Raw genomic sequence first — 23,567 nt, 5'->3', positions numbered from 1 at the left:
AAGCAATCCAGAATCCCCGGTGAGGCAGTCTGGATTGCTTCGCTCGCAATGGCAGCTTGGCGGCTATGCCCCGCCAAACTCTCGGCGTCATCGCCCGGCTTGACCGGGGGATCCAGTATTCCACAGGCCAGCATTGGAGAGCTCGCTCTCACAGCATCCGCCGCGGCGTACTGGATGCCCCGGTCAAGCCGGGGCATGACAGCCCTTGCTGCGACGAGTCTCGTGCCGGATGGCAACAGCGGAGTGTGGGAGCGCCATGCCGCCGAACTCCGCTGAGAGGAGCCCTACTCCGCCGCGTCCCGCATCTCCGCACGCTCGGCCCGTACGGCGCAGAACTTGAACTCCGGGATCTTGCCGAACGGGTCGAGCGCCGGGTTGGTCAGCAGGTTGGCCGCCGCCTCCGCGTAGCAGAACGGCATGAACACCATGTTCTCGGGCACGTCGCGGTCGGAGCGGACCTTGACCTCGACGGCGCCGCGGCGGGTCTCCAGGCGGATGAAATCGCCCGGCGCGAGCTTCTTCTTGTGCATGTCCTTCGGCGACATGAAGGCGACCGCCTCCGGCTCGATCTGGTCCAGCACCTGCGCGCGGCGCGTCATCGAGCCGGTGTGCCAATGCTCCAGCACGCGGCCGGTCGAGAGCACCATCGGATATTCGTCGTCCGGAATCTCGTCCGGCGGAATGACCTTCGCCGGCACGATCTTGCCGCGGCCGCTCGCGGTCGGGAAGCCCGTGGTGAAGATGATCTCGTTGCCGGGTTTGTTCGGATCGTCGGCTGGATAGGTGACGGCGCCTTCGCGCCCCAGCCGCTCCCAGCTGATGTTCTTCAGCGACGGCATCAGCTCTGCCATCTCCGTATAGACGTCGCCGGGACCGGCATAATTCCACGGCAGGCCCATGCGCTTGCCGATCTCCTGAATGATCCAGAGATCCTGCCGCGCATCGCCCGGCGGCTTGATCACCTGGCGGGCCAGCTGCACGCGGCGATCGGTATTGGTGAACGAGCCCTCCTTCTCCGCGAAGGCCGATGCCGGCAGGATGACGTCGGCGTGGAACGCGGTCTCGGTGACGAAGAGATCCTGCACCACCAGGTGATCCAGCATGGCGAGCGCTTCGCGGGCATGCTGGAGATCGGGATCGGACATCGCGGGGTTCTCACCCTCGATATACATGCCCTTGATCTCGCCGGCATGGATCGCGTTCATGATCTCGACCACGGTCAGGCCGCGAACGGGATCGAGATCCTGCTGCCAGAGCTTTTCGAAGCTGCCGCGCAAATCATCGCGCCCCACCGGCTGATAATCCGGCAGGAACATCGGGATCAGGCCGGCGTCGGACGCGCCTTGCACATTGTTCTGGCCGCGCAGCGGATGCAGACCGGTGCCGGGACGGCCAACCTGACCGGTGATCAGCGCGAGCGCAATCAGGCAGCGGGCATTGTCGGTGCCGTGGACGTGCTGGCTGATGCCCATGCCCCAGAAGATGATCGACGATTTTGCCCGCGCATAGGTGCGCGCCACCTCGCGCAGCGTCTGCGCGGGGATGCCACAAATCGCCTCCATCTTCTCCGGCGTGAACTCCTTGATCTTCTCCTTGAGGTCCTCGAAGCCCTCGGTGTAGCCGGCGATATACTGGTCGTCGGTGAGGCCCTCGGTGATGATCGTGTTGATCATCGCATTCAGCATCGCGACGTCGGAGCCGGGCTTGAACTGCAGATGCTTGGTCGCGTGGCGCGACAGCGTCTGCCGGCGCGGATCCATCACGAACAGCTTGGCGCCGTTCTGCTTGACGGCGTTCTTGATGAAGGTCGCCGCGACCGGGTGGTTCACGGTCGGGTTGGCGCCGATCACGATGATGACCTCGGCGTCCATCGCGGCCGAGAACGGTGCCGACACCGCGCCCGAGCTCAGGCCTTCGAACAGCGCCGCCACCGACGAAGCGTGGCACAGACGGGTGCAGTGATCGACGTTGTTGGAGCCGAAGCCGGTGCGCACCAGCTTCTGGAACAGATAGGCCTCCTCGTTCGAGCCCTTGGCCGAGCCGAAGCCGGCCAGCGCCTTCACGCCTTTCTCGTCGCGGATCTTGACGAGACCGTTGGCGGCGATGTCGAGCGCTTCCTCCCAACTCGCCTCGCGGAAATGGGTGAAGGGATTGGCCGGATCGACCTGGTCGTTGGCGTCCTTCTTCGCATTGGGCAGCCGCACCAGCGGCTTTGTCAGGCGATGCGGATGGTGGATGTAGTCGAAGCCGAAGCGGCCCTTCACGCAAAGACGGTTGTGATTGGCGGGGCCGTCGCGGCCCTCGGCATAGATCACCTTCTCGTCCTTGACCTCATAGGTGACCTGGCAACCGACGCCGCAGAACGGGCAGAGCGAGTCCACCTTCCTGTCGGCATAGGTGACGCGGGTCTGCTTGTCGTCCAGCATCACGGCCGGCATCAGCGCACCGGTCGGGCAGGCCTGCACGCATTCGCCGCAGGCGACGCAGGTGGACTCGCCCATGGGATCGTCGAAGTCGAACACGATCTTCGAACCATGATTGCGATAAGCCATGCCGATGACGTCGTTGACCTGGACCTCGCGGCAGGCACGCACGCACAGGCCGCACTGGATGCAGGCATCGAGATTGACGCGCATCGCCGGATGGCTGGCATCGGTGGCCCAGCGCTCGGCGGCCGGGAAGCGGCTCTCGGTGACGCCCGTGGTCTCGGCCCAGTGCCAGAATTTCGAATCCGGATCGTGCGAGGTCTCGCGCGCCGGCTGATCGGCGACCAGCAGCTCCATCACCATTTTCTGCGCCGCAGTCGCACGGGCGCTTTCGGTCTTGACCTTCATGCCGACCGACGGTGTGCGCTTGCACGAGGCCGCCAGCACGCGCTCGCCCTCGATCTCGACCATGCAGGCGCGGCAATTGCCGTCGGGGCGATAGTCGGGCGCCGGCGAATAGCACAGATGCGGGATGTCGCGGCCTTGCCGTTTTGCGACTTGCCAGATCGTCTCGCCGGGATTGGCCTCGACCTGCTTGCCGTCGAGTTCGAACGTAATCTTCGTCATTCGGCCGCTTCCTTGAACTCGTCAGGGAAATATTTGATCACGGAGGACAGCGGATTCGATGCCGCCTGTCCGAGCCCGCAGATCGAGGCGTCGCGCATCGCCTGGCTCAATTCTTCCAGCAATGCCCGGTTCCAGACCGGCTTCTGCATCAGCAACGCCGCCTTCTGGGTTCCGACCCGACACGGCGTGCACTGGCCGCAGCTCTCGTCCTCGAAGAACTTCATCAGGTTCAATGCGGCCGCGCGCACGCTGTCCTTTTGCGACAGGACCACGACCGCGGCCGAGCCGATGAAGCAGCCGTATTTCTCGAGCGTGCCGAAATCGAGCGGGATGTCATCCATCGAGGCGGGCAGGATGCCGCCGGACGCACCGCCCGGAAGATAGGCGTAGAACTGATGGCCGTCGGCCATGCCGCCGCAATATTCGTCGATCAATTCGCGAATGGTGATACCGGCGGGAGCCAGCTTCATGCCGGGATTCTTGACGCGGCCCGAGACCGAGAAGCTGCGCAGGCCATGACGGTCGTGGCGACCGTTGCCCTTCCACCAGTCGGCGCCCTTCTCGACGATGTCGCGCACCCACCACAGCGTCTCGATGTTGTTGATCAGCGTCGGCAGGCCGAACAGGCCGACCTGGAACGGGTAAGGCGGTTTGTGCCGGGGCAGTCCGCGCTTGCCCTCGATGCTTTCGAGCAGCGAGGATTCCTCGCCGCAGATATAGGCACCGGCGCCGCGGCGCATGTGCAGCGTCGGACCGCCCGGCGGGAGCTTTGCGATCTCGCGCTCGAGGATCTCGCGCGAGGCCGGATATTCGTCACGCAGATAGATGTAGACGTCGGAGGCCTGCACCACATGTGCGCCGATCAGCATGCCCTCGATGAAGCGATGCGGATCGCTTTCGAGATAGACACGGTCCTTGAACGTGCCGGGCTCGCCCTCGTCGCCATTGATGGCCATCAGCCGCGGGCCGGGCTCGCCGAGCACGGCGCGCCATTTGCGCCCCGTGGGGAAGCCGGCGCCGCCAAGGCCGCGCAGCGAGGCGTCGTCGAGCGCCTTCAGCAGATCGTCCGTGGACAATTCGCCCGAACGCAGGCGGCCCAGCAGCTTGTAGCCGCCGCCGGCGACATAGGCGTTGTAGCCGATATGGTCGGGCAGATGGGCGTGAGTGTCACCGGCTTTCGCGGCCGCCATGACGTTGGCGACGGTCGCGCGGTCGATGAAATTGTGCCCGACCTCGGCTGCCGGGGCTGTGTCGCAGCGGCCGACGCAGGGCGCCCGCACGACGCGGATGCCGGGTCCCGACGCGCTCTGCAAATCCTCGAGCAGCTTCTCGCCGCCGAGCATCGCGCAGGTGAGCGAGTCGCAGACCCGGATCGTCAACGGGGCGATATCCGGCTCGCCCTCCTTCACCACGTCGAAATGCGCGTAGAACGTCGCCGTCTCGAACACTTCCGCGAAGGCAAGCTTCATCTCGTCGGCCAGCGCGGCGAGATGCGCGGCCGAGATCTGGTGATATTTGTCCTGGATCAGGTGCAGATATTCGATCAAGAGATCACGCCGCCGCGGCTTGTCGCCGAGCAGCTGCTCGATCTCGTGCGCCGCGGTGGGATCGACCTGCCGCCCCTTGGGCGTGGCCTTGGCGCGCCGGCGCCCTTCGCCGGGATGCTCGAACGGGCGGACCTTGTGCACGTCGTGGCTCATCGATTCGTCTCGATCTCGTCTTTTAGAACGGCTCCAGTTCTAGCCTCTGGCATGCCAGATGCCAAGCAAATTATCGTGCTCGCGGAAACAGTTAAGCGCCGTCCAAGAGCAGCCGAGGGAGCAGCCCTGGATCGCTGCTGCCCCGGGCGCGGGCCTGACGTTGGTTCAACGCGCCAATTGATAGAGCGAAGCCTGAATTGATCCAGAGATCAATAAAGGCTTCCTATGCTGCGATAGCGAAATCGTATCGAGCTTCAGCTCCGAGGCTGCAGATACCCTCCACGCCCCGGCGCTGACAGGTCAGCTCTTGCCCATGCACTCCTCGATATAGAACCAGCGATCGTCGCCCGCGAGGCCCTTGGCCTTCACGTCCTTGCGGCACTCCTTAAGCTTCGGCTTGTTGGCGCTCCACTTGGCCTTCATGTCCTTGAGCTTCTGCGCGGTCAGCTTGATCTTGCCGGGCTTGGCCTCGGTCATCGCGGCGGGCGGCGTTGCGGCCGGTGGCGCCGCGGTCTGTGCGGATGCGGATTGCAGCGCGCCGATGATGAGCAGCATGGCGGCGGCACAAGCGAGTTTACGAACCATCGAATTTCCCCGAGTAATCTTGAGACAATTGAATGAGCAGCGGGAGCGCGCATGGTGCGCTCCCGCTCGCGATGAATGTGCGATCAGAAGATCTTGACCGCGCTCTCCAGCGTCTTCCAGACGCCCCAGGCGAGCGGCACGCCGACGAAGGCCCAGAACAACGCCGCCTTGGCGTCGAGCCCGCCCTTGCCGATGCCGAACGAGCCGTGCTGGATCGACGCCTCGCTCTTGGCGCTGGCCGCCTGCAATCTGGCGACCTCCTCGTGGCTCATGTTCCACTTCGGATCCACCGGCTTGATCATGTAGTTGCAGATCAGACCGGCGATCAGCATGGCGCACAGGATGTACATCGTCGTGTTGTAGAGCTGGTCGCGGGGCACGCCGGCGGCGAGCTGGAACTCGCGGATGTAGTTGACCACCACGGGACCGATGATGCCGGCCGTCGACCAGGCCGTCAGCAGGCGGCCGTGGATGGCGCCGACGAACTGGGTTCCGAACATGTCGGCAAGATAGGCCGGCACCGTGGCGAAACCGCCGCCATACATCGACAGGATGATGCCGAAGCCGAGCACGAACAGCAGCTTCGAGCCCATCGCCGCGAAGGTGGGGGCCAGCGCGTAGAGTGCGATGCCGAGGATGAAGAACGTGTAGTAGGTGTTCTTGCGACCCATCAGGTCCGACATCGAGGCCCAGAAGAACCGGCCGCCGATATTGAACAGCGACAGCAGGCCGGCAAATCCGGCGGCGATCGCCGCGATCGCAGCCTTCTGCTCGACCGAAAGCTGGCTGAAGGTCAGGTCCGGATGGCCGATCAGCTTGCCGGCGAAGATCTCCTGGAGCATGGGCGAGGCCATGCCGATCACACCGATCCCCGCCGAGACGTTCAAGCAGAGCACCCACCAGATCAGCCAGAATTGCGGCGTCTTGTGCGCGTTTTTGAGGTGCACATGGTGCTCGGTGATCATCGACTTCTTCTCGCTCGGCGGCGTCCAGCCGTCGGGCTGCCAGCCGGGGGGCGTCACCCGATACGAAAAGGCGCCGATCGTCATGAAGATGAAGTAGATCACCCCCATCACGACGAAGGTCTGCCACACGCCGACGTCGCTCGTGCTCTTGAAGTAATTGATCAAGAGATTGGCGAGCGGCGCACCGATCATCGCCCCACCGCCAAAGCCCATGATGGCCATGCCCGTCGCCATGCCGCGGCGATCGGGAAACCATTTGATCAGCGTCGACACCGGCGAGATGTAGCCGAGGCCGAGGCCGACGCCGCCGATGACGCCGGCCCCGAGCCACATGATCCAGAGTTGGTGGATATAGACTCCGAAAGCCCCGATCAGGAGGCCGCCGCCCCAGCAAAGCGCGGCAACGAAGCCGGCCTTGCGCGGTCCGGCACGCTCGAGCCAGCCGCCCCAAATCGCGGCAGAGACACCGAGCAGGACGAAGAACAACGTGTACATCCAGCCGAGACTTGCGACCTTCCAGTCGCAAGTCGTGGTGAAGAGCTCCTGCCACAGCGAGATGTCGGGGCAGGCCTTGCTCTGCGAGATGCCGATCGCGCGCGACAGCGGCAGCCAGAACACCGAGAACCCGTAGGCCATGCCGATGCAGAGATGGATGCACAGCGCAGCCGGCGGCACCAGCCAGCGATTGAAACCGGCCTTCGCGATCGTGCGTTCACGATCCAGCAAGCCGGAAGCACCAAGCGGTGCATAAACGGTTTCGGCAGTCGTCATAAGCATTACCTCCCACGCGCGGCCTTGCCGGCACATCAGTTTGAGACCGGTCCTGCGCGTGCTTGGCAGCCGCGCATGACAGGTCGGATTTCATGCCGAAGTGGAATCATCCGGTGCGCATCGCCTCGTATGCGCCGAGCAAGCAACTGACCGCGGGCGATGTCCCTTCGCTCCGCAAACAGCGTTGCCGTGACGGCTATCGCGCCCTCATCCCCCTCAACACCCTGTCTCGAGGTGAGCAACGCGCGTGCCAGAAGTCGCATCGTGACGATTCAACGACTTCCCGCAGTGCAATGTGCTGCGTCGGACAGAATGTCCCAGATCCCGGGACAAAATGTCCAATCAGGTGGCTTCCGGCAGCCACACCGTGAACGTGCTCCCGGAACCGAGTTGGCTTTCGGCCGTGATCTGCCCGCCCTGGCGCTTGATCAGCGTCTGGCTGATGGAGAGGCCGAGTCCGGTCCCTTGCCGCCGCTTCGTGGTGTAGAAGGGATCGAATATCTTCTCGATCACCTCGGTGCTCATGCCAATGCCGGTGTCGGCGACCTCGATGACGACGCCTTGACGGCCCTCGCGCTCGGCATCGAAGGAACGGAGCGTCAGGGTTCCGCCGTCCGGCATGGCGTGGATCGCGTTGACGATGAGATTGACCAGGACCTGCTGCAGCTCGTTGCGGTTCATCAGCACGAGGCGGTTGGCGCGGTCGTCCCTGACCACGGCGATATCGGTCTTGTTCAGGAGATGCTGCACCAGCGGCAGGCAGTCGGAGATCACGCTTGCCGGCGCATGGCGCTCGACATAGCCGGCATATTCCTCCGGCCGCGCAAACTGCAGCAGCTTGGTCACGATCTGGCTGATGCGGTGGATCTGTTCGTCGAGCAGGCGAAACTCGACCTTCGCCTTGTCGGCATCGGCTCCGAACACGCTGCGGATGACGTCGAGATTGCCCTGCATCACCGCGATCGGATTGTTGATCTCGTGCGCGACACCGGCAGTGATCTCGCCAATTGCAGCCAGCTTCTCGGACATGATGAGTTGCTTGGTCGTTGCCTCGAGCTTGAGATTGGCGTGCTCGAGGTCGCGGGTGCGCTCCAGCACGCGGGCGTTCAGCTCCTCGTTCCATTCCCGGAGCTGTCGGTCGCGCTCCTGGATCTGGTCGAGCAAGCTGTCGAGATGAACCGCGACGCGGCCGATCTCGTCACCCAACACCGGCATCTTGGTGCGGGCGGACAGGTTGCCGCGCTCCACCTCGGTGATCGTCGCGGTAACGCGCTCCAGCGGCATGAAGATGGAGGTCGCCCAGCGCAGGAAGATCGGAACGGTCGCGGCGGTGATCGCGATGAACGCTGCGATGATGATCACCAATGTCTGGTATTTGGCCTCGCTGAACGGCTTCTCCAGAAAGCCGACATAGAGCATGCCGACCCGCTTGCCGTAGCTGTCGACCAGCGGCTCGTAGGCGGAGATGTACCAGTCGTTGACCACGAAAGCGCTGTCGAGCCAGGTGTGCCCCTCGCCCAGCACGGCCGAGCGCACCGCCGCCGACACGCGCGTGCCAAGCGCGCGCCTTCCCTCGAACAGACGGACATTGGTCGATATCCGCACGTCGTCCAGGAACAGCGTCGCGGTGCCCTGGCTGCCCTCCGGCAGGCTCGCGGCGCGATAGACGAGATCGTTGATCGTGTCGATGAATTCGAGATTCTGGTTGAGCAGCGTGCCGCCGACCAGCGCAGCGGCGCCGCCGTCAGGCAGCATCGCCCTGCTCGCCGCATGCACGACCATGCCGCGCGTCTCCGTGCTGCGGTCGGTCGGCACCGCGTTCGGGGTCGGCACGAGATCCAGTCGCGCGCGCTCGGCCAGCGCCGGCGAAATGGCGGCGAGCTCATCATTGCCGAAAATATCGACGCCCGTTGCAGAGACCTGGCCTGACAGCGCCGACGCGATGATCGGCCAGTCGCTCCGCGGCTGATGTTGCAGCGGCGGCGACGAGGCCAGGACGTCGCCGCGACTGTTGGTCAAATACAGGAAATCGAGACCGATTTCCTTGCGGGTCTCGTCGAGCAGATCCCGCAGGGAGCCGTGCGCATCAGGCGCCAGCACCTCGTGGAAGCGGGCCGACAGGCTGAGCGCCCGGACCTGGACGCCGGTCTTTTCCAGGATGCGGGCCAGATATTGGTGGGCGATGGTGAGATCGCCGTTCACCTTGGAGATCAGGGTCGCGTCGAATTTCGCGTTCCAGCGATAGATCGCAACGCCGAGCAGGAGCGGCAGGATGACCAGCATCGGCAGCAGAGCGATCGCGAGCAGCCGGAAGCGGACGGAGCGTCCCCGCACCGGCTCCTCGCTGCGGCCGGCAGCATCAGACATCCCACAACGCGCATTTGCGGTCGATGGTCTTGCGCGAGATACCGAGGCGCCGAGCCGCCTCCTCGCGATTGCCATTGACCTCCTTCAGCACGCCGAGAATGTGACGGCGCTCGAGCTCAGCGAGACTGTCGGCAGGCGCCGACTGGCCGTCATTGCGGGGACCGGCGAAGTCGTCGGGAAAGGCGCCGAGGATCAGCGTGCGCTCGATCAGATTACGCAGCTCGCGCACATTGCCCGGCCAGTCGTAGCTCGCGAGCGCCGTGCGCACCGAGGCATCGATCGGCACCGGCGGCATGCCGAGCTGAGCCGACAGCTTGCTCATGAAGATGGCGGCAAGCTCCTGCACGTCGTCGCCGCGATCCTTCAGAAGAGGCAGATGAATCTGCATCACGTTGAGCCGGTAGAACAGATCGGCTCCGAAGCGGCCCTTCTCGACCTCCTTCTGAAGCTCGGCATTGGTCGCGAACACGAAGCGCAGGTCCACCGGAACTTCGCGCTCGGAGCCGACCGGGCGGACGCGGCGATCCTCAAGCACGCGGAGCAGCTTGCTCTGCATCGGCGGCGGCAGCTCCCCGATCTCGTCGAGGAACAGCGTGCCGCCATGCGCATACAGGAACAGGCCTTCGCGCCCGGAATCGGCGCCGGTGAAGGCGCCCTTGATGTGTCCGAACAGCTCGGCCTCGATCATCTCGGGCGGGATCGCCGCGCAATTCACGGGCACGAAGGGCTTGTCGGCACGGTCGGACAGCGAGTGGATCGAGCGCGCCGCCACTTCCTTGCCGGTGCCGGATGCACCGGTGAGGAGAACCGAGGTCGGCAGGCACGCGACGCGCGCGATGGTCTCGCGCACGCGCAGCGTCGCTGCCGACTGCCCGATCAGATTGTCGCGCAGGAAGGTGCGGTCGGACGAGGCACGCAAGGCATAGCGCAGGACGTAATTCTCGCGCTGGAGGCGGACACGATCGAGGCATCGTGCCACCGCGTTGAGGATCTGGTTGGAGCGGAACGGCTTGAGCACGAAATCGGCCGCACCGGCGCGCAGGGCCTGGATCGCGGTGTCGAGGTCGGCATAGGCGGTGATCAGGATGGCGTCGGCGAAAAAGCCGACGGCGCGCTGCTCGGCGAGCCAATCGACGCCGTTCTTGCCGGGCATGATGTTGTCGAGAATGACGACGTCGTAGCGGTTGGAATCGAGCTTGCGCGAGGCCTGGTCGGTATCGGCCGCCTCGTCCACCAGCTTGCAGCGCGGCGCAAGCGTGCGCACCAGGAAATTCCGCATGCCCGGCTCGTCGTCGACGATCAGGATGGAGGCCTGCGCCAGCACGCCGAACTCCGGCCCTGCAGCCGTCTTGCCGAGCTTGACGGCAGGCTCGCGCCCCACAGCGGGACCTGCGCCTGCGCTTGCCCTCGGTGTTGAGAGTGTCATGCCCGACGTCTTAGGTTTGAGATCATCCACCGCAATAGTCGGCGCCTTTCGCATTGCAGCGAAACTCCGGCCGTCCCCCCGTGGGGGCAGCATAGTCAAACGTTACCGCCGTGAACATTCGCCTTTCTACGGGGCGTCGCTCTTTTCGACCAGGAACACGATGCGCGCCTCGTTGCGCTCGGTGATCTCGACCTTGTCGCCGGTCTCGCGAATCAGGTTCGGAATGTCAATCACCGACAAGGGATCGGTGCAGTGAACCTCGAGCTGATCGCCCGGCTGCAGAGGCTTGAGCGCCTTGCGCGTCTTGAGGGCGGGCAGCGGGCATTTCAGTCCGGTGAGATCGAGCGTCGTTCTGGTCATGAACGCAACATGGCGGGAGCAGGCGATGGCGTCAACGCAGAGTCTTTAGAGCAGACCGGCGTAGGACAGGAAGCTTACCTGCTGCCCAGGCTCGACCGCCGTGACACTCTCGACGAGTTCGACCAAGCCGTCGGTCTCGACCAGCGAGGACAACAGCCCCGCTCCCTCGCGCGGAAACTTGATCGCCTCGAGCCCGCCGTCCTGCGCGCGTCGCAGCGAAGCTCGCACATATTCACGCCGGCCCGCCTTCTTCTTGTAAGTAAACGCGGCACGTAACGGGATGGGCGTCAACGGCTCCGGCAGGCCGCCCACCAGCGCCAACACCGTCGGCCGCACCACATGGACGAACGTGACGAAACTTGCAACGGGATTGCCGGGCAATCCGATCAGCGGCGTGCCGTCGATGATACCCATCGCCACGGGCCGGCCGGGCTTGATCGCCACCCGCCATAGCACCAGCGAGCCGATGCTCTCGACCGCCGCCTTGACGTGGTCTTCCTCGCCGGTCGAAACCCCGCCGGTGGTCAGGATCAGGTCGTGCCGGCCTGCAACCTGCTTCAGGCCATTCGCAAGCGACGTCCGCTCGTCGCGCAGAATGCCGAGATCGCTGACCTCGCAACCGAGCCGGCGAAGCATCGCCATCAGCATGAAACGGTTGGAATCGAACAGCTGCGAGGCCGCCCGTGGCTCGCCAGGGGAAGCCAGCTCGTCGCCGGTCGAGAACACGGCAACGCGAATGCGTCTGACCACATCAAGCCGAGTCAGCCCGAAGGCCGCGGCGAGCGCGACGTGCTGCGGCCGCAAGCGCTGACCGGCGCGCAGCGCGACATGTCCTTGGGGAATGTCCTCGCCTGCAGGCCGGACATTGGCGCCAGCCTTCAGCCCGGGCGGCAGCACGATCTTGCCGGTCTCGTCGACGCGGACATCTTCCTGCATGAAGACGGTCTCCGCGCCGGGCGGCATCGGCGCGCCCGTGAAGATGCGCGCGGTGTGACCAGGTTTGATCGGTGCCTGTGCAAGCCCACCGGCTTGAATGCGGCCGTCAAGCGGGAACGCCTGCCCCACGCTAACAGGAAGATCGGCGGTGCGTACGGCGTAGCCGTCGACGGCCGAGTTGGTGAAGGGCGGCAACGGCAGCGGCGCGGCGACGTCGCGCGCCAGCACGCGCCCGTCTGCGTCGATGAGCGCCACCGTTTCCAGATCGACGATCGCATTGACGCGCGTCGTGATGAGACCAACGGCCTCGTCGACCGACATCATCGGGCCGCCGAAGGCAAAGCAATCGTCCGAGAGTTGCGCCATGGTGCCTCGTCAGCGTATCGCGGCGCTCTTCGCCACCGCCTCCTCGACCGGCATCGCCGCGCGCAGCAGCAATTCCGCAGCAGCCGCGATATCGTCGAGATGGACGGTCGGTAGCCCTGTGTCAATGGTGGTGTCGGTCGCGATTCCCGCGATCCCGGGATCGTCGGGAAACAGCAGCGGCTTGCCGTTCGCGGCGCGATGCACCTCGATCTTGCGATGCGGCTCGCGCTTGAAACCCTCGACTATGACGAGATCGACCGCGGACAGCTTGCCCAATAGTTCCGGCAATTTGGGCTCGGCAGCGCCACGCAGTTCGTGCATCAGGGCCCAGCGGTTTGACGACGCAACCAACACTTCGGCCGCACCGGCCTCGCGATGGCGCCAGGAATCCTTGCCGGGCACGTCGACATCGAACTGGTGATGCGCATGCTTGATGACCGAGACGCGCAGGCCCTGCGCGTTGAAATGCGGGATCAGCCGCGTCAACAGCGTGGTCTTGCCCGCACCACTCCAGCCTGCAAGGCCGATGACTTTCATTCCAGCTCTCTTTTCCAGCAACCGGCGCTCGGCGACGGAACCACCGTCCTCCCCGTCATCGCGAGCCACCGGGTCCGCGCGTAGCGCGGCCCGATGACAGGCTCCGCGAAGCAATCCAGACTGCCGCCGCCGAAAGATTCTGGAGTGCTTCGCTGCGCTCGCAATAACGAGTGGAGGCATTTTGCCCATTCCCGATCATGCTTATATCGGCTTTAGCGGAATGTCATGCTAACGTCGCGGCCATGATGAAGATCGACAAGACTCCGGTGCCTTTGATCATCCCCAATCCGGACGACCCGCGCCTGACCCAGAGCGTGGCCGGGACCGACCAGACCGGCGCCAGGGTCGAGATCAAGGTGCCGATGGAGCGGCCGCTGACACTCTACCTGAATGCGCAGGAGATCGTCACCATGATGACGATCGGCGACTATCCGGAATATCTGGCGCTCGGCTACCTGCTGAACCAGAACATGCTGAAATATAACGACGTGGTCACCGAGGTCGAATATGACGACGATCTCCAGGTCGTCGTCGTGCGCACCGAGCACAACACCAATTTCGAGGCCAAGCTGAAGAAGCGCACGCAGACCTCGGGCTGCGCCCAGGGCACTGCCTTCGGCGACCTGCTGGAGGCGGTCGAGAGCGTCGCGTTGCCGAAGGCGGAGCTGCGCACCTCCTGGCTTTATCAGATGACGCAGACCATCAACACCATGCCGTCCCTGTATCTGGAAGCCGGCGCGATTCATGGCTGCGTGCTGTGCAGGGAAGGCGCCCCGCTCTGCTACCCCGAGGACGTCGGCCGCCACAACGCCGTCGACAAGATCGCCGGCTGGATGTACCGCCACGGCGTCGATGCCTCCGACAAGATCCTCTACACCACGGGACGCCTCACCTCGGAAATGGTCATCAAGACGGTGCGCATGGGCATTCCGATTCTGGTGTCGCGCTCGGGCTTCACCGCCTGGGGGGTCGATCTCGCGAGGCAGGTCGGTCTGACGCTGATCGGCCGCACCCGCGGCAAACGCTTCATCGCGCTCGCCGGCGAGGAGCGGATTGTCTACGACCAGAACCTCGCTTACGTCGAGGAGGAATCGGCCAAGCACAAGCGCAAGGGTGAAGCTGGTGACGACTGACATTCCGCTGACGGGCATTCCATCAACCCTTGGCGTGCTGCTCGCCGGAGGCCTGGCGCGGCGCATGGGCGGCGGCGACAAGCCGATGCGCAGCATCGGCGGCCGCACCATTCTGGAGCGCGTGATCGCGCGCCTGAAACCTCAATGCAGCGGGTTGATCCTCAATGCGAACGGCGATCCCGCGCGTTTCGCCACGTTCGGCTTGCAGGTCGTCGCCGACGACGTACCCGGCTTTCCCGGCCCTCTCGCCGGCATCCTTGCCGCGCTGGACTGGACCGCGGCGAACCGGCCGGAGGTCGAATGGGTGCTCAGTGCCGCCGGCGACTGCCCGTTCCTGCCACGCGATCTGGTTGCCTGCCTGCACGACGCTCGCGGGCGTGAGAACGCGCAGCTCGCGGTCGCCGCATCAGGCGACCAATCGCATCCGGTCATCGGCCTGTGGCGCGTCGCCTTGCGTGGCGAGTTGCGCCACGCGCTCGTCGTCGAAGACCTCCGCAAGATCGACCGCTGGACCGCGCGCTATCCGCTCGCGACGGTGACCTGGCCAACCGAGCCGCTCGATCCGTTCTTCAATGCCAACACGATCGAGGACATCGCCGAAGCCGAGCGGCTGGCGGCGCTGGATGATGCGGCCTGAGGCGTTGTCTCGCGTTCTTCCCAACCCGCGTCGTGCGCGCTTTCCGCGTCGCCAACGCCGCGTCCTCGTCCGCCCCTACGCGGGTCGGAAGCCCGCTCGCTTCAACGCTGCACGCACCTCGTCCGAGCCGAGCGCGTCGAGAAACGCCCTCACCGCCGGCCGGTCCTTGCGTGCCGTCACCAGTGCGAAATCATAATGCTCTTCCGCGAGCGGAATGAAACCGAGACCGACTGTAAGGGCGACCGGTGCAATGGTCATGCCCCAATCGGCGCGGTGCTGTGCGACGGCCGCCGCGACTGCGTTGTGCGAGCGCGGCTGGTTCCAATAGCCTTCCGGCCGCGCACCGCCTAGCAAGCGATCGATCAGGATGCGCGTGCCGGCGCCCTGGTTGCGGTTGACCATGATGCAGGCGGGATCAGCGAGCGCGGCGGCGACGGCCTCCTTCGCACCGATGCCCTCGAAACGCCTGTCGCCCTTGCGATAGACGATGCCCTGCATCCGCCGCCAGCCCGACACGAGTTCGAGCCCCTCGGCGAGATAGGGCAAGTTGTAGGTCTCGGTCTTGTCGTCGAACAGATGGATCGGCGCGACATCGCATTCGCCGCGCCTTGCGGCCGCGAGTCCGCCGAGGCTGCCGACGGCGATCGAGCGCACGGTCAGACCGGCATGCGCGAGCCGTGCGGTGACGAGATCGAGGCCGGTGCAATGGCTGCCGACGATGACGAGATCGGGCACACGCACATGCGGCGTGAACAGAGTTACCTCGGCTTCCGTTCCGGCCGGCATCTGGTCGGCGAGCGCGTCGATACGCAGGAAGCCGTCGGCTTGCGCGAAGGACGTGATCGCACCGGAACCCTTGCCGGAAGGATAGGCGATCAGGCCCTTCTTGCCCTCGACCAGCGAGACCATCACGAACTCGGTGCGACCGAGCTCGGATGCGATGCGCACCGGCACGGTCGCGCTCACCTTGGCATCCGAGCGCGGCGGCAGACCGGCCAGCTTGCGCAGCACCGGCACGATCATGTCGTGGAAGGTGAACATGGCCGAGGTCGGAAAGCCCGGCAGTATCACCACGGGCTTGCCGTCGCACACCGCAAGGCACAGCGGCTTGCCGGGCTTCAGCGCAACGCCGTGCGCGATGATGCCGGGCGCGCCGAGCCGGCCGATGATGCGATGGGACAGGTCGCCCGCGCCTTTCGACGTGCCGCCTGACAGCACCAGCATGTCGGCATCCGCAAGCGCGCTGCGCATGGCAGCTTCGAGCTTGGCTTCATCGTCGGCAATGGCACCGAGGAAGACCGCCTCGCCGCCGTTTTCATCGATCGCAGCCGCGACGATGGCTCCGTTGGTATCGTAGATCGCGGCTGGCGGAAGAGCTCCGCCGGGCTGAACCAGTTCGTCACCGGTGGAGATCACGGCCACGCGCGGCTTGCGCGTCACGTTGACCTCGGCAATGCCGCAAGCCGCCAGCATGCCAATCTCGCGCGAGCCGATGACGGTGCCGGCGCGGAGCAGCGCCTCGCCGCGCGCAATGTCGGAGCCGGCGTAGGACACGAACTGACCGGGCGAGACGGCGCGGCGGACCTCGATCGCATCGGGGCCGGCCGGCTGGGTATGCTCGACCATGACCACGGCATCCGCGCCGCGCGGCAGCGGGCCGCCGGTGGCGATCGGCGTTGCGGTTCCCGCCGCCACTTGCAGCCTCGGCGCAATGCCGCAGTGAATGGTTTCACCGTTCAGCGCGAGGCGTATGGCGGCACCTTCCCCGGCCGCCGCAAGGTCGGCCGAACGCACGGCAAAGCCGTCGACATTGGAACGGTCGAACGGGGGAACGTCGATCGGCGCCGTGATGTCTTCGGCGAGCACTGCGCCGAGCGCGGCACCGAGCTTGCGCGTATCGGACGGAAGCGCACGCGGGAACAGTGCCGCCTCGAAGCGCGCCAGAGCCTCCTCGCGCGACAGAATCTTGAGGAACTGCTCCTGCTCGAGCGCGCTGCGGTCTGGTGATTTCGGGATCATCGTCATGCCAGGACCCATATCACGCCCGCATCAGATGGGCATCGACCGGCCTACCTGCCGCAAATCCCTCGTCACTGGCAGGAATGAGCAGCCATGCGTCCGCACGGGCGATTGCCTGAAGCGGCCATTCGCCTACGGCAAGCGGCATCCAGGCGCGATGTTCCTCGGCCAGCAAAGCGATCTCGGTGATGCCGACACTGGATGCGATTTTTCGCGCGAGCGGCAGCGACACTTTTGGGCGCGGCCGACGCGCCGAGCGGCGATCGACGAGCGGCAGCACGAGCGCGAGCCACGCCGCAAGCGCGGCATCAGGCGAGCCAGGCAAGGCGACGACGGGAACCTGCCCGAGCCGGCCGATCGCGGCGGTCCGTCCAGGCCGGAGCGCAAGGCCGTGTGCGGTCACCTCGCCGCACTGGGCCAGGGCCATGACAGCGGCATCGCGGCGACCGACGCCGCTCCCGCCGACCGTCAGCAGGAGATCACAAGAGGACGCATCGAGCGCCTCGGCAATCGAGGTCTGATCGCGCGCACCGGCTTCGCGCATGTCCACGCCCAGTCCCGCGGCACGCGCAAGACCGGCGATCATATCCATCGTTGCCGTTGCACCCGGCACATTGACGATGCGCAGACGGGGCCGCCGTACGCCGAGACTTTGCAAACCCGCAACGCGCGCAAGCAGCAGATCCGCCGCACCGACCGGACAGCCTTCGGCGCCGGCAGGCGTGCGTTCTGCGATGTCGCTGCCGGCGCGCCGAACGCCCTGCCCCGGCACGCCTTCCGCCAAGACCTGCACGAGCGGACCGGACAGTTCCACCGCATCGGCATCGAGCACACAATCGCATCCCGCCGGCATCGCCTCGCCGGCCTCGACCCACGCCGGCTCTTGCGCCAGAGCCAGCGGCGCATAAGAGGACGCGCCGACGAGGTCATGGGCGCTCAGTGCCCAACCGTCTGCGGCCGCAATGTCGCGCGGCGGATGTGCCGCAAGCAATGGAGTGCCCGCGGCGATGCAGCCGATCGCTTCCGCCGGGGGCACCTCCGCCGGCGCAACGGGATCAACGCCTCGCAGCAACGCGGCGAGCGCGGTGTCGAGCGGCGTCAGCGAGGGCGGCAGGCGCTGGGTCATGCGCCATGATGGACCATGCATCGCCCGCTTTGGCAACCGCCGGAGATGCCGGCCTTCAACCGCCCGACCTGTCTGAATTCGGGAAGAACAACTGCTGCCCGTCGACCTTGTAGCCGGCGATCGCCGTCTGCCCTTCCGGCGAGGTGAGCCAGTCGATGAAGGTCTGCGCGAGATCCTTCTTCACGTTCGGAAACTTCTCGGGATTCACCAGCATCACGCCGTACTGATTGAGCAGCCGCCGGTCGCCTTCGACCACGACGTCGAGATCGCCGCGATCCCGAAACGAGATCCAGCTGCCGCGATCCGACAGCACGTAGGCATTGGCGGCGCGCGCGGCGTCGAGGGCCGAGGCCATGCCCTGCCCGGCCTCGCGGTACCAGGCGCCCTTGGCGGCGGCGATGTCGATGCCGGCGACGATCCACAGCGCGAGCTCCGCGGCGTGCGTGCCCGACCGATCGCCGCGCGTCACGAACGGCGCGCCCTTGGCTTCGATCGCCTTCAGCGCCGTCGCGATGTCCTTGCCTTTCACGGCGGCGGGATCGCTCTTCGGTCCGATCAGCACGTAGTCATTGTACATCACGTCGAACCGCTTCACGCCGAACCCGTCGGCGACGAACTTCTCCTCCTGCGGCCGCGCGTGCATCAGCACGACATCCGCCTCGCCCCTTCGCGGCCCGTTGAGCACCTCGTCGGCGCGGCGCGCGATCACCGTCACCTCGATGCCGGTCCTGTCGCGGAAGACCGGCAGCAGGTAGTCGAGCAGGCCGGACTCCTGCGTCGACGTGGTCGTTGCCAGCACGATCGCGCGGTCCTCCGCGGACGACGCCGCAGCGCTCGCGATGAGGCTGCAGACAAGCGCGAATGCAACGGACAGGCGGCCCATGATCGGGGTTCCCTTGGCTATGACGTGATCATGATGCTGACCGATTGCGCCGCGCTCGTGACGCGACTGCTTTTTGCGCACGTCACCCGGGAAATTTCGGCAACGCGCCGAACGATTCAGGATCGTTCACCAAAGCAGAAATCGCGCGCGCGGATGTGTTGCAAAGCAGCGAGATGATCGGGCATGGTTCCCGCGGACACCAATTGAAAATGCAGAATTCCACCTGCGTCGAACGTCAAAAAGAAGCAAGAATTTGCATAGGAATGCAGGATGGAATTCCTGACGACCAGCGAAGCCGCCGACTATCTTCGGCTCGGCGAACGCAAGCTCTACGAACTCGTCACCACCGGCGCGATCCCTTGTACCAAGGTGACCGGGAAGTGGCTCTTCCCGCGGCACGAGCTCGATCTCTGGGTGCTGTCGGGCCTCGCGCGTCCAGCCGGCATGCTGATCGCGGAGCCGCCGCCGGTCGTGGGTGGCAGCCACGACGAGCTCCTGGATTGGGCCTTGCGCGAATCCGGCTCTGGCCTGGGCTCGATGAGCGAGGGCAGCGTGCGCGGGCTCGAGCGGCTGCAGCGCAACGAGGTGATGGCGGCGGCGGTGCACTTCCACGGCCTGGATGCGTCCGACGATCTCGCTGGCGACGCCAGTATCGAAGCGCTGCGTGCCGCTCCCGACCTGCATGATGCGGTGCTGGTCGCGTTCGCGCGCCGCGAACAGGGCCTCGTGCTGCCGCAGGGCAATCCGAAGCACCTGCACGGCCTGAGCGACGTGCTCGCGCTCGGCGCCAAGATGGCGATGCGGCAACAGGGCACGGGCGCGCAGATGCTGCTCGACGTGCTGCTCAAGCGCGCCGGTGCCTCGACGCGGGATCTGCGCCAGGTCGCAACGCCGTGCCTGACCGGTCCGGACCTCGCCGAACTGGTCCGCGCCGGCCAGGCCGATTGCGGGATCGCGACGCGCGCCACCGCGCGCTCGGCGGGTCTCGATTTCGTACCGCTGATCTGGGAGAACTTTGACCTCGCGATGCGGCAGCGCAGCTATTTCCGCCCAGCCATGCAGGCCCTGATCCGGTTTCTCGCCGAAAGGCGGCTGCGCCAGCGCGCCGAGGAGCTGACCGGCTACGATCCCTCGCCCGCAGGCCAGATCCGCTACGCAGCCTGACATTGACGCCCGCCCCCAAATAGTTGCAAAAGAAACCAATTCAGCCGGGGCACACCCCGGGGGCAACACCGGCCAACGAGCCGGATCAGGGGAGGACAGGCGTGAATCCAACGAGATTTGGACTACCGGTCGCAGCCGCCTTGGTGGCGACGCTGATGTCGAGCCCGGCATCGGCGCAGGTTTCCGACGACGTCGTCAAGATTGGCGTGCTCACCGACATGAACGGCCCGGCCTCCGCGCCGACCGGCCAGGGTTCGGTGACGGCGGCGCAGATGGCGATCGACGATTTCGGCGGCACCGTGCTCGGCAAGCCGATCAGCGTCGTGGTCGGCGACCACCAGCTCAAGGCAGACATCGGCGCCTCGCTCGCGCGACGCTGGTTCGACGTCGACCAGGTCGATCTGATCGTCGACGTGCCGGTCTCGGCGGTCGGGCTTGCGGTGCAGAACATCGCCAACGAGAAGAAGCGGCTGTTCATCACCCACTCCACCGGCACCGCGGACTTCCACGGCAAGTTCTGCTCGCCTTACGCGATCCAGTGGGTGTTCGACACCCGCGCGCTCGCGGTCGGCACTGCGGATGCGGTGGTCAAGCGCGGCGGCGACAGCTGGTTCTTCATCACCGACGACTACGCCTTCGGCCATTCGCTGGAGCGCGACGCCTCCGCTGTCGTCACCGCCAATGGCGGCAAGGTGCTGGGCTCGGTGCGGCCCCCGCTGGCAACGCCGGATCTCTCCTCCTTCGTGCTGCAGGCGCAGGCCTCCAAGGCCAAGATCATCGGCATTGCCGCCGGTCCCCCCAACAACATGAACGAGATCAAGACCGGCTCGGAGTTCGGCGTGTTCAAGGGCGGCCAGCAGATGGCGGCGCTGCTGGCGCTGATCACCGACATCCACGGCCTCGGCCTGCAGGCGGCGCAGGGCCTGCTCCTGACGACGTCGTTCTATTGGGACATGGACGACAAGACCCGCGAATGGTCGAAGCGCTACTTCGCCAAGATGAACAAGATGCCCTCGATGTGGCAGGCCGGCGTCTATTCCAGCGTGATGCACTATCTCAACGCCATCAAGGAGACCGGCACCGACGACCCGCTCAAGGTCGCCGCCAAGATGCGCGAGAAGCCGATCGAGGATTTCTTCGCCCGCAACGGCAAACTGCGCGAGGACAATCTGATGGTGCACGACCTCTGGCTGGTGCAGGTGAAGACGCCGGAGGAGAGCAAATATCCGTGGGACTATTACAAGATCCTCACGACGATCTCGGGCGACAAGGCGTTCGGGCCGCCGGACCCGGCGTGTGCCATGGTGAAGAAGTGACGATCGCTTGAGGCGATCGTCATCCCGGGGCGGCGCGAAGCACCGAACTACGGTGCGCAATTGCGCACCTGAGGATCTCGAGATTCCGGGTTCGGTCCTGCGGACCGCCCCGGAATGACGGTCGACTAAGCGGCCGTCATTTCACCACCCCGATCTCGCGAAAATATTTCATCACGCCGGGATGGATCAGCTCCGGCCTCGGCGCCGCGGCGAGCGTGTTCGACGCGGTGGTCTCGCAGGCCTGGGCGAGCTTCCTGCAGAAGGTCGCTTCGAGGCCGTGCAGCGTCTTCGCCAGGCGATAGGCGACGTCGTCGGACAGATCCTCGCGCGTCAGCACAAAGCTCCACGACCCCAGCGACGCGATCGGCGCGTCCTGCTTCGGATAGCTGCCCGCCGGCACCAGCAGCGGCTTCAGGAAGGAATGCTTGGCGCGGATGCGCGTCATCTCTTCGACATCAGGTGCGATGAAGCGGGCGCCCGAGGCGCTCGATGCCACCGCGGCAAAGCCGGGCCAGCCGATGCCGGCGCCCCAGAGCGCGGCCACCCGGCCATCCTCGACCATCGCAGGGCCGTCGCCGGCGCGGTCGAGATAGACGGCCTTGAAATCCTCGTCCTGCTTCAGGCCGAGTCCATCCAGCACATAACGCGCCAGGATCGGCAGGCCCGAGCCCTTGGCGCCGAACGCGACGGGCTGTCCGACCAGATCGCGGATCGTCCTGTAGGGACTGTCCGCGCGCACCACGAACATGCCGGGATTGGAATAGATCGCGGTGAGGATCTTCAGCCGCACCGGCGTTCGCCCGATGCCGGCGAAGGCCTCATAGGCCGGCTCGCCCGCGACCAGCGCGAGATCGAGCTCGCCCTTCTCCAGAAGCGGGATGTTCTCGTTGCTGCCCTTGGTGTTGCGGGGCGCGATGGCGATTTGCGGATCGGCCGCGTTCATCACCTCGGCGAAGGCGTTGCCATAGAGCGGAAAGCCGCCGCCGGGCGTTGCGGTGCCAAGACTGATTGCAAGACCAATGGTATGGCTCGTGGTCGGAATGGCGTTGCCTCCGGTTTGAGCTGCGGCGGGGCCGCCAAGCACGACTGCCGCAAGAACGATGATCGCGAATCTCATGGTCATTTCCGCCGGGCCTGCGTCAACACCGACTTGCGGCGATGTAGGCAGGGCGCCGATTTTGTGAAAGCATGCCCCTCAACCACAATAGAACAATGGGAGGTGTCATGTTGCGAATTTTGCGTCACGGTGTTTTCGGGCTCGCGGTCCTCATAGGTCTTTTCAGCGCCACGCCTCCGGCCTCTGCCGCCTATCCCGACCGCCCCGTGCACTGGCTGATCGGCTTTGCCGCTGGCGGGCCGGTCGACATCGTGGCGCGGATCATGGCGCAGTGGCTGTCGGACCGTCTCGGCCAGCAATTCATCGTCGAGAACCGCACCGGTTCCGGCGGCAACATCGCCGCCGCCGCCGCGATCAACTCACCGCCCGACGGCTACACGCTGCTGTTCGTCGCGCCCAACAACGCGATCTCGACCTCGCTCTACAAGAAGCTGCCGTTCGACTTTTTGCGCGACACCACCCCGGTGGCCAGCATCATGCAGCTCACCAACATGCTCGTCGTCTCCAACGCGTTCCCGGCCAAGACGGTCCAGGAGTTCGTCGACTATTGCAAGGCCAATCCCGGCAAGATCTCCTTTGCCTCCTCCGGCAACGGCACCTCGGTGCACATGTCGGCGGAGCTGTTCAAGGTGATGACGAAGTGCGACATGGTGCACGTGCCCTATCGCGGCTCGGCGATCGCATTCCCCGACATCATCTCCAACAAGGTGCAGCTGATCTTCGACAATCTGCCCTCCGCACTGGAGCAGGTGAAAGGCGGCAATGTCCGCGCGCTGGGCGTGACCTCGCCGCAGCGCTGGCCGAGCGTACCTGACGTGCCCGCAATCGCCGAGACCGTGCCGGGCTTCGAATCGGTCGGCTTTTACGGCATCTCCGCGCCGAAGGGGACGCCGGGCGAGGTGATCGAGGTCCTCAACAAGGCCGTCGGCGAAGCGCTGAAGGATCCCAAGCTGGTGGCGCGTCTCACTGAGGTCGGCGGCCTCCCCAAGCCGATGACGCCGGCCGAGTTCGGCAAGCTCGTCGCCGACGAAACCGAGAAGTGGCGCAAGGTGGTGGAGTTCGCCGGGGTGTCGGTGGATTAGCGGAGCGTGGCGGTCCGCCGCAAG

18 protein-coding genes are annotated in these 23,567 nt (G+C 65.5%); 5 read left to right on the top strand and 13 right to left on the bottom strand.

The features are described from left to right. Window positions 1-284: 284 nt before the first annotated feature. From fdhF to mobB, 9 genes are all read right to left on the bottom strand, one after another. Window positions 285-3,053, bottom strand: coding sequence for a formate dehydrogenase subunit alpha (fdhF, locus tag X268_RS05135; protein ID WP_128923919.1), 2,769 nt, complete (start codon window positions 3,051-3,053; stop codon window positions 285-287). Continuing rightward, entirely contained in the window at window positions 3,050-4,753 is a 1,704-nt protein-coding gene (locus X268_RS05130; protein ID WP_128923918.1) for an NADH-ubiquinone oxidoreductase-F iron-sulfur binding region domain-containing protein, read from the bottom strand. The genes fdhF and X268_RS05130 overlap by 4 nt, the downstream gene beginning before the upstream one ends. A gap of 300 nt (window positions 4,754-5,053) precedes the next feature. Further along, entirely contained in the window at window positions 5,054-5,338 is a 285-nt protein-coding gene (locus tag X268_RS05125) for a hypothetical protein (RefSeq protein ID WP_128923917.1), read from the bottom strand. Window positions 5,339-5,421: 83 nt separating this feature from the next. Further along, window positions 5,422-7,074 (bottom strand): OFA family MFS transporter, encoded by a 1,653-nt coding sequence (locus tag X268_RS05120; RefSeq protein ID WP_128923916.1) that lies wholly within the window; start codon window positions 7,072-7,074, stop codon window positions 5,422-5,424. 342 nt (window positions 7,075-7,416) lie between these two features. After that, window positions 7,417-9,441, bottom strand: a complete 2,025-nt coding sequence (locus tag X268_RS05115) for a sensor histidine kinase (RefSeq protein ID WP_128923915.1) — start codon at window positions 9,439-9,441, stop codon at window positions 7,417-7,419. Next, on the bottom strand, window positions 9,434-10,867 hold the full coding sequence (locus tag X268_RS05110) for a sigma-54-dependent transcriptional regulator (RefSeq protein WP_128923914.1): 1,434 nt from the start codon (window positions 10,865-10,867) through the stop codon (window positions 9,434-9,436). Before X268_RS05110 ends, X268_RS05115 begins: the two co-directional genes overlap by 8 nt. 126 nt (window positions 10,868-10,993) lie before the next feature. After that, window positions 10,994-11,227, bottom strand: a complete 234-nt coding sequence (locus tag X268_RS05105) for a sulfurtransferase TusA family protein (protein ID WP_028142272.1) — start codon at window positions 11,225-11,227, stop codon at window positions 10,994-10,996. A gap of 45 nt (window positions 11,228-11,272) precedes the next feature. Continuing rightward, window positions 11,273-12,529 carry a molybdopterin molybdotransferase MoeA gene (locus X268_RS05100; protein WP_128923913.1) on the bottom strand — a complete coding sequence of 419 codons (1,257 nt, stop codon included), beginning with the start codon at window positions 12,527-12,529 and terminating at the stop codon, window positions 11,273-11,275. A 9-nt stretch (window positions 12,530-12,538) separates the two neighbouring features. Next, window positions 12,539-13,246 carry a molybdopterin-guanine dinucleotide biosynthesis protein B gene (gene mobB, locus X268_RS05095; protein WP_283818284.1) on the bottom strand — a complete coding sequence of 236 codons (708 nt, stop codon included), beginning with the start codon at window positions 13,244-13,246 and terminating at the stop codon, window positions 12,539-12,541. Window positions 13,247-13,308: 62 nt separating this feature from the next. Here mobB and X268_RS05090 point away from each other — a divergent pair, with 62 nt between their 5' ends. Then, complete coding sequence (locus tag X268_RS05090; RefSeq protein ID WP_128923911.1) at window positions 13,309-14,199, top strand: formate dehydrogenase accessory sulfurtransferase FdhD; 891 nt, start codon at window positions 13,309-13,311, stop codon at window positions 14,197-14,199. Then, on the top strand, window positions 14,180-14,836 hold the full coding sequence (gene mobA / locus X268_RS05085) for a molybdenum cofactor guanylyltransferase MobA (protein ID WP_128923910.1): 657 nt from the start codon (window positions 14,180-14,182) through the stop codon (window positions 14,834-14,836). The genes X268_RS05090 and mobA overlap by 20 nt, the downstream gene beginning before the upstream one ends. A gap of 75 nt (window positions 14,837-14,911) precedes the next feature. Here mobA and X268_RS05080 read toward each other — a convergent pair whose 3' ends face one another. From X268_RS05080 to X268_RS05070, 3 genes are read right to left on the bottom strand one after another with little or no spacing between them, the layout of a single operon-like run. Next, window positions 14,912-16,861, bottom strand: coding sequence for a molybdopterin biosynthesis protein (locus X268_RS05080; protein ID WP_164937538.1), 1,950 nt, complete (start codon window positions 16,859-16,861; stop codon window positions 14,912-14,914). 13 nt (window positions 16,862-16,874) lie between these two features. After that, window positions 16,875-17,981: a molybdopterin-binding protein gene (locus X268_RS05075; protein WP_128923908.1), complete on the bottom strand. Its 1,107-nt coding sequence runs from the start codon at window positions 17,979-17,981 to the stop codon at window positions 16,875-16,877. 55 nt (window positions 17,982-18,036) lie between these two features. After that, a complete protein-coding gene (locus X268_RS05070; RefSeq protein ID WP_128923907.1) occupies window positions 18,037-18,864 on the bottom strand; it encodes an ABC transporter substrate-binding protein in 828 nt (275 codons plus the stop codon). Between the two features lie 270 nt (window positions 18,865-19,134). Here X268_RS05070 and X268_RS05065 point away from each other — a divergent pair, with 270 nt between their 5' ends. Then, window positions 19,135-20,028, top strand: a complete 894-nt coding sequence (locus X268_RS05065) for a substrate-binding domain-containing protein (RefSeq protein WP_128923906.1) — start codon at window positions 19,135-19,137, stop codon at window positions 20,026-20,028. A gap of 101 nt (window positions 20,029-20,129) precedes the next feature. Beyond that, the gene (locus X268_RS05060; protein ID WP_128923905.1) at window positions 20,130-21,344 is read left to right on the top strand and encodes an ABC transporter substrate-binding protein; all 1,215 of its coding nucleotides are present in this window, start codon (window positions 20,130-20,132) and stop codon (window positions 21,342-21,344) included. 136 nt (window positions 21,345-21,480) lie between these two features. Here the strand turns inward: X268_RS05060 and X268_RS05055 are convergent, their stop codons facing one another. Continuing rightward, window positions 21,481-22,461, bottom strand: a complete 981-nt coding sequence (locus tag X268_RS05055) for a TAXI family TRAP transporter solute-binding subunit (protein ID WP_128923904.1) — start codon at window positions 22,459-22,461, stop codon at window positions 21,481-21,483. A gap of 107 nt (window positions 22,462-22,568) precedes the next feature. Here X268_RS05055 and X268_RS05050 point away from each other — a divergent pair, with 107 nt between their 5' ends. Then, entirely contained in the window at window positions 22,569-23,543 is a 975-nt protein-coding gene (locus X268_RS05050) for a Bug family tripartite tricarboxylate transporter substrate binding protein (RefSeq protein WP_164937537.1), read from the top strand. The last annotated feature ends 24 nt before the right edge of the window (window positions 23,544-23,567 follow it).

Origin of the sequence: Bradyrhizobium guangxiense (genome assembly GCF_004114915.1) — a bacterium.
Taxonomy (GTDB): Bacteria; Pseudomonadota; Alphaproteobacteria; order Rhizobiales; family Xanthobacteraceae; genus Bradyrhizobium; species Bradyrhizobium guangxiense.
The sequence above is the reverse complement of the archived record's forward strand: the minus strand, read 5'-3'. Positions and strand labels throughout refer to the sequence as shown.